Origin of the sequence: Microcoleus sp. AT3-D2 (assembly GCF_036705715.1) — a bacterium.
GTDB lineage: Bacteria > Cyanobacteriota > Cyanobacteriia > Cyanobacteriales > Microcoleaceae > Microcoleus.
In genome coordinates, this window is sequence record NZ_JAUBVE010000041.1 from 44,153 (window position 1) to 52,164 (window position 8,012).

General features: G+C 47.2%; 3 protein-coding genes. 2 read left to right on the forward strand and 1 reads right to left on the reverse strand.

Going from position 1 to position 8,012, the window contains the following annotated elements; translation table 11 throughout:
- Positions 1–80 precede the first annotated feature (80 nt).
- Entirely contained in the window at positions 81–1,181 is a 1,101-nt protein-coding gene (locus QUB44_RS17810; RefSeq protein WP_333369656.1) for a flagellar assembly protein H, read from the reverse strand.
- A 255-nt stretch (positions 1,182–1,436) separates the two neighbouring features.
- Between QUB44_RS17810 and QUB44_RS17815 the strand changes: the two genes are divergently transcribed.
- Both QUB44_RS17815 and QUB44_RS17820 read left to right on the forward strand, forming a co-directional pair.
- Entirely contained in the window at positions 1,437–3,548 is a 2,112-nt protein-coding gene (locus QUB44_RS17815; protein ID WP_333369657.1) for a prolyl oligopeptidase family serine peptidase, read from the forward strand.
- A gap of 771 nt (positions 3,549–4,319) precedes the next feature.
- The coding region (locus QUB44_RS17820; RefSeq protein WP_333369658.1) for a DUF4347 domain-containing protein at positions 4,320–8,012 on the forward strand (3,693 nt) is incomplete at its 3' end.

Here is an 8,012-nt window from a genome sequence, read left to right on the forward strand (position 1 = left end):
AATTGTGTTTTCTGGCGGGCGGGACGCCCAACCCCTACTTTCCACAAGAACTTGATCAAGCTTAATCGCTCTTTTTTTACTCAAACGGAAGAGTTTTCTAATCTAGCAATTAGTTCTTCTCTTGACAAATCCGGCAGTTGTGACAGCAATAGCGATAAATTTTCGGCCGACAATGCGAGCAAATTTGGGATGAGATTGACGGTGTTTGTTTCTAATTGACCAAAGCGCTTTCTCAAGACATTTTCGGCGATTAAAGTTTGTACTTGTTGTCTATCTGCTTGGGCAATTGGCAATGTGGATAATTGCACTAACAACATAGTGAATTCACCAACAGGTAAAGCCGAGACAGAGGACAAAAAGGCAATTGTCTTAGCGTCTAACTCCCCAAATCTGACTTGCAGAAAGTTCTGCAAAATCAACCGCTGTGCTTCTTCTCTTCCTTCTTCTCTTCCTTGTTGTGTCGCCTCATCTATTTTTTGTTGTAACAGAGGTACGAGCGCCATAACTAACTCCTTATCTTCCTGATTTCCTGGGGCACTAGCTGCTAAATTTACTTGCAGATTCGCTTGCAGGTTGTACAATAATTCTAGCGTACTAGCTCGTAAGGGACTATCAATCGGCAATCTTGTTAATTCCGCGATCGCCCCTTGCTGTACTTTACCCTTACCTAAAATCCGCAACCACATCGTTTCTGGAACATTCGGTAGCTGGTGAATAGCTATCAATCCTACTCGCCAAACTTCCGATAGAAAATAAACCCCCCTCCCCCAACCTTCTGACTCTTCTGGAATCATAAAATTAAAGCTGCTTAACAAAGCCTCCGAAGCAGTGGGAGTCAGAATCCACAACCTGGGTAATTGCTGAGATTCTAAACGTTGCTCTTCTCGATTAGCTCGGCGCAGTAATTCTGCCCTAGTATTTAAAAGTTTGACAACACAACTAAAAATATCCTCTGTATTGACGGCATTGCGAAATGGTTCGATCGCAGCCACAGTCGCAGTCATTTGACCTAATAAACCTAAATTCTCTACGTATTCAGGCGATACAGAAGTGGGTTTAAACCAGATATCAATTTCTCGAACTTGAGCAGAAACATCTTTACTTGTTTCTACTTCTCCCAGAGGTGACAATAACTCTCTTAGGTATTCTTTGGCAAACTGGTCATGGGGAAATTTAGTCATTCTTGGGCAGCACTTTATTGCGAAAAAAACCAAATTAATTATATCTCATTTTAAAATAGTATTTATTGGCGATAGGTTCTATGTTATACACCCAATATTTTAAAGGATTCAGGTATCTAAGTCTTCTGTTTTTTGAGGTGGGGTTACTTATTTAACCCAGATTTAGGATAAAATCTCAAATCCCCAATTAAGCGACTCTCCCCTGTCACTGCCGCGAAAGGGTAAACTGGACAAAGTTACCGAGAGTAAAAAATCATGGCTAAATTCGATCGACCTTTCACCTACCCCACAACCCGCAAAATCGACCAAACAGACGACTACCACGGCGTCAAAGTATCCGATCCTTACAGGTGGCTGGAAAATCCAGACTCAGAGGAAACGCAAGCTTGGGTGGAAGCTCAAAATTCAGTCACCTTTGCCTACCTCAACGAAATTCCGGCGCGGGAAAAAATCAAACAGCGCCTGACTCAACTTTGGGATTACGAGAAATACGGCATACCTTTCAAAGAAGGATCTCGCTATTTCTACTACAAGAATGACGGCCTGCAAAATCAATCCGTACTCTACACTTTGACATCCCTCGATAGCGAACCAAAAGTATTAATTGACCCCAATACTCTCTCAGAAGATGGAACCGTTGCTCTGGGTGGAATAGCTATCAGCGAAGACGGCAAATACATGGCCTACGGTTTGTCAAGTTCCGGTTCGGACTGGCAGGAATGGAAAGTCCGAGATGTGGCAACTGGCGAAGATTTATCAGACCATTTAAAGTGGATTAAATTCTCAGGAGCATCCTGGACTCACGACGGCAAAGGCTTTTTTTATAGTCGCTACGACGAACCCAACGAAAAAAGCAAGCACGAAGAAGTTAACTATTACCAAAAACTGTTTTACCACCAAATCGGCACGCCCCAATCTGAAGACGTATTAATCTACGAGCGACCCGACCAAAAAGAGTGGGGATTTAGCGGCGGCGTCACCGAAGATGGCAAATACTTGATTATCTCTGTTTGGCAGGGAACTGAAACGAAAAACTTGATTTTCTACAAGGATTTAACTGCACCGGAATCAACCGTTGTAGAACTAATTAGCGAATTCGAGGCTGAGTACAGTTTCATCGACAATGAGGGCTCTCTTTTCTGGTTTCAAACAAACTTGAATGCACCGTTGGGCCGCGTAATTGCGATCGACACCAACAACCCACCTCCCTCATCCCTCGCTTGTGACGAAACCCCCCCGTCGCCCAGGGAGGGAGAGTTTACAGAAATTATCCCCGAAGCAGCAGAAACCCTCGAAGGCATAGGCCTCCTTAACAATCAATTTGTCGCTTCCTACTTGAAAGACGCCTACACCCAGATTAAAATTTTCAACTTAGACGGCTCTTTCGTGCGAGAAGTTGCCTTGCCTGGAATCGGTTCGGCGGGAGGATTCAGCGGCAAGCGGCACGACACCGAAACTTTTTATGCTTACACCAGTTTCACAGCACCTAACATCATCTATCACTACAATATGGTGACAGATGAAAGTACGATTTATCGGCAGCCAAAGGTCGATTTCAATCCCGACGATTACGAGACAAAACAAGTATTTTACCCCAGCAAAGACGGTACGCAAGTACCCATGTTTATTACGCACAAGAAAGGCTTGCAGTTGGATGGCAATAACCCCACCTACCTTTACGGATACGGTGGTTTTGGCATCTCGCTAACCCCGAGTTTTTCTGTTAGCAGGATAGTGTGGTTAGAGATGGGCGGAGTTTACGCAACAGCCTGTTTGCGGGGAGGCGGCGAGTACGGCGAATCATGGCACGAAGCAGGCAAAAAGTTGAACAAGCAAAACGTGTTTGATGACTTTATAGCTGGCGCTGAATGGTTGATCGAAAACAAGTACACCAAACCGGCAAAATTGGCGATCGCAGGTGGTAGCAACGGCGGTTTATTAGTAGGGGCTTGCATGACTCAGCGGCCAGAATTGTTCGGTGCAGCACTGCCGGCAGTCGGTGTTTTGGATATGTTGCGCTTCCACAAGTTTACCATTGGTTGGGCTTGGACTTCTGAATACGGTTCCCCGGAAAATCCCGAAGAATTTTCCACAATTCACGGCTATTCTCCGTTGCACAATCTCAAACCGGGAACGGCTTATCCGGCGACAATGATTACAACTGCCGATCACGACGATCGCGTGGTTCCTGCCCACAGTTTCAAGTTTGCTTCTGCCTTGCAAGAAACCCACGCGGGAGAAAAGCCCGTGTTAATTCGCATTGAAACTAAAGCGGGACACGGTGCCGGCAAACCCACTGCGAAAGTTATTGAAGAATTGGCTGATGAGTGGGCTTTTTTAGTGCGCGAACTCGCTATTAACGCTTAGCAAGCCGCGTTAGAGGGTGCGATCGACGCAGTTTGATGATTTAGATAAAAAGAGGCTGTAAAGGGCGATCGTACTTTTTGAATTCAAGGGCGATCGTTCTTTTTTGTCACCGCAATCCTGGTATTAACATATATAATTTGTCAAGTTTTTTTGTTAACTTTTGTAGCGCTAAGTTGCTATTATTACATGGCTGTGGGTTGACTGCACGCCAAATTAGTATAAGTATAAATCTCTAGAAATACGGTACTCTCAACTTTCAAGAGCGATCGCACCTCAAAGTCAAAATCTGCCAATTTTTAGGAAATTCATATTTTCTGTATATTTACGGTTCAAGCTGTCTGAGCCAGCTTCCATGTCACCAGACTCAGAACAGCGGTATGAGGGGTGTGACCCCTTATGCTGATGAATCCGTAAGTAATTTACCATGTAACTAACGTTAGACCTGAGATCATTTTTCCCAAAAATAGAGCATCTTGGCTAATACAAAGGCTGTCACCCCTTATTCATGTTAGAATTTGCAGCCATCGGCCGCATCAGGACATCCAAGGGCGATCGCAGTAATTCCTGTCTAATGATTGCCTAACATCACAAATAACAAATACAGGTAACTATTATATTTTGTCAGGGATTAATTTTAAAACTTTATAGTTGAATGTTTATCGTCATCTATGAAAAGGGGTAGGTTAAATTTAGCCACCAAATTAACCAAAAATGAAAACCCTCCCAAATCTGTCAAATTTGTCATCTACACAAGCACGGAAATCTACCAACATGGAGACTAAAATCTTGAGACAAGCTAGCCATAAAGCAGAGACCTCTCTCCAAATAAATCTAGCGATTGTGGATTCAAAAGTAGAAAACTACCAAGAGTTTCTCAGGGGAGTGAAACGCGATACAGAAGTAATCCTGCTCGATAGATTCCGGGATGGAATCGAACAAATTGCCAAAATTGCCGCATCGCGGCACAGCCTCAATAGCATTCAAATAGTTGCTCACGGCGCATCAGCATCAGTAGAAATCGGATCAACACAACTCAATATTCACAATATAGAAACCTATGCCAGCCAATTGCAGCAGTGGGGAAAAGCCCTTAACGAATCCGGCAGCATTCTGCTTTACGGCTGTAACATAGCCGCCGGCGAATCCGGCATTAAATTCATACAAAAACTCAGTGAAATAACAGGAGCAAATATTGCCGCTTCCAACAACCTAACAGGGAGTGCAGCATTAGGTGGCGACTGGGAATTAGAAATTACTACAGGACAAATAAATACCGAAATAGCCTTTGAAAAAGAAGTCCTAGAAGGCTACACATCAGTCCTGGCTACCTTAGCGGCTGAAGAATTTAAAAATACAACAGTAATCGGGCCCTGGATATATGGAATTGGCAACCCCACTACAGCTAACCCAGGCTTAACAGCAGGTAGTACAGTCAACCCCAGCGGCGTTATTCCCGCTTTAGGGACTGGCGATACACCCGGAAGCGGTACTTTGAGATTAACATCAAACGCCTTTGGACAAGCAGCTTTTGTCATCTACAACAACCCCATCTCTGCCACTGAGGGCCTGAAAATTACCTTTGATTTTTTTGCCTATAACAGAGGTACTGTCCCTGCTCCGGATGGTTCCCTCCTTGGTGCGGATGGCATTAGTTTTTTCCTCATTGACGGAACAGCTACGCCAACACAAGCGGGAGGCTACGGTGGCTCTCTCGGCTATGCTCAAAAGACTAATACTCCTCCCCTTTCACCCGGTATTGTAGGAGGTTATTTAGGTGTCGGATTAGACGAGTTTGGCAATTTTTCCAATTCTATAGGGAAAACAGATGGTCCGGGACAGAGACCAGATTCAGTAGCAATTAGAGGCAGCGAAAGCAACTTGTATAATTTTTTAACTAACACTTCCATTGCCATTGGCATAGATAATAAAGATACAACAACTCGCACTGCTGCTAAAAGAAGCGTCCAAATTACCTTATTCCCGGCGAATTCACCAACATTTCCTAACCGTCTGACAGTTGCCTTAGATTTGGACGGTAGTGGCACATTTGATGCGGGCGAAACACTGATCGACATACCAAATTTGACAATCGTAAACGGAGAAGTGCCACGTACTTTTAAATTTGGCTTTGCTGCTTCGACAGGGGGAAACACAAACATTCACGAAGTTAACAATGTCGTCGTCCAAAGTATAGATCCGCCTACACTCGTAGCCGATGTTTCCATTGTTAAAAAAGGCCCGCTGTTCGCCACACCCAACAGCAGCATAACCTATACGATTATCTCCACAAATAACGGGCCAAACAGCGCCGAAAGTGTCCTGATTCAAGATCCCCTGCCCGCAGGCTTAATACCAGTCAGCATATCTGACGCCGGTACTTTCAACTCCACAACGAGGACGGTCATCTGGCCGGCGATTCCGACTCTGGCTAACGGTGCTAGCCAAACCCGCACCATCACCGCCACAGTTTCCCCAACAGTCACCGCTCCCTTAACTAACACTGCCTATAGCACATCCAGCACTTTCGACCCAAATCTAGCTAACAACAATAGTTCCCAACCCATCTCTCAAGTCTCCACTACAATTGTTGATGCTCTTGCCGATGTTGTTACCACCAAAACCGGGGATACGGCAGCAGCACCGGGTGAAACCGTTACTTACACAATTTCCACAGTCAACAACGGGCCAAGCACAGCCGCAAACGTCACCGTTACCGACAGCATTGTTCCCGGTTTAAATATAGTTAGTCTATCCAACGAGGGTGTTTACAATGCAGATACTGGGATTGTCACCTTCCCAGCGATTCCCAGCTTGCCTTCCGGTGATCCTGCCATTAACACAGTCAGCTTCATCGCACCTGCATCTGCATCCGGCAGCGTCAGCAACACCGCCAGAAATACCTCAGCTACCCCCGATCCTTTTCCTGAAAACAACAACGGCACTGATCCGCTGGCTACAGTCACCACACCTCTGACACCTAGTGCCGACGTTGTTACCACCAAAACCGGGACTACGGCAGCAGCACCGGGTGAAATAGTTACTTACACAATTTCCACAGTCAACAACGGCCCAAGCACAGCCGAAAACGTCACCATTACCGACACCATCCTTCCCGACTTAACAGGAGTCATCCCCTCCGACGGCGGCGTCTACGATGCCGTTACAGGTATAGTCACCTTCGCGCCCGTTCCCAGCTTAGCCAGCGGTGTCACCGTCAACAACACAGTCCGCTTCATCGCACCTGCATCTGCATCCGGCAGCGTCAGCAACACCGCCAGAAGTACCTCAACTACCGCTGACCCGACTCCGGGCAACAACGCATCTACATTCACCACACCTCTGACACCTAGTGCCGACGTTGTTACCACCAAAACCGGGACAACAGCAGCCGCACCGGGTGAAATAGTTACTTACACAATTTCCACAGTCAACAACGGCCCCAGCACAGCGGAAAACGTCACCATTACCGACACCATCCTTCCCGACTTAACAGGAGTCATCCCCTCCGACGGCGGCGTCTACGATGCCGTTACAGGTATAGTCACCTTCGCGCCCGTTCCCAGCTTAGCCAGCGGTGTCACCGTCAACAACACAGTCCGCTTCATCGCACCTGCATCTGCATCCGGCAGCGTCAGCAACACCGCCAGAAGTACCTCAACTACCGCTGACCCGACTCCGGGCAACAACGCATCTACATTCACCACACCTCTGACACCTAGTGCCGACGTTGTTACCACCAAAACCGGGACAGCAGCAGCCGCACCGGGTGAAATAGTTACTTACACAATTTCCACAGTCAACAACGGCCCCAGCACAGCGGAAAACGTCACCATTACCGACACCATCCTTCCCGACTTAACAGGAGTCATCCCCTCCGACGGCGGCGTCTACGATGCCGTTACAGGTATAGTCACCTTCGCGCCCGTTCCCAGCTTAGCCAGCGGTGTCACCGTCAACAACACAGTCCGCTTCATCGCACCTGCATCTGCATCCGGCAGCGTCAGCAACACCGCCAGAAGTACCTCAACTACCGCTGACCCGACTCCGGGCAACAACGCATCTACATTCACCACACCTCTGACACCAGCACCAACTCCCAACCAACCGCCAGTTGCCAACAATGCCAACTCCAGCCTAGGGCCCAACAGCAGCAGGTTAATCACAGGATTGGGAGGAAGCGACCCCGACCTCGACGGGTCGATCGTCTCTTACACCATCAACACCCTGCCCTCACCAGACCAAGCAGTCCTGTTTTTAGGAGACCCAGCCAACGGCGGCGTACCAGTGACACCAGGCCAAGTCCTGACGCCTCAACAGTTACAGCAACTGTTTTTCTTCACGACGGGTACCTTTACAGGAGCCAATTTCACCTATAGCGCTACAGACAACAGCGGTGCTATCAGTCCACCCGCTACCGCTACAGTGGCTGGACTGATAGCGCCAACTCCGACTCCAACTCCCACA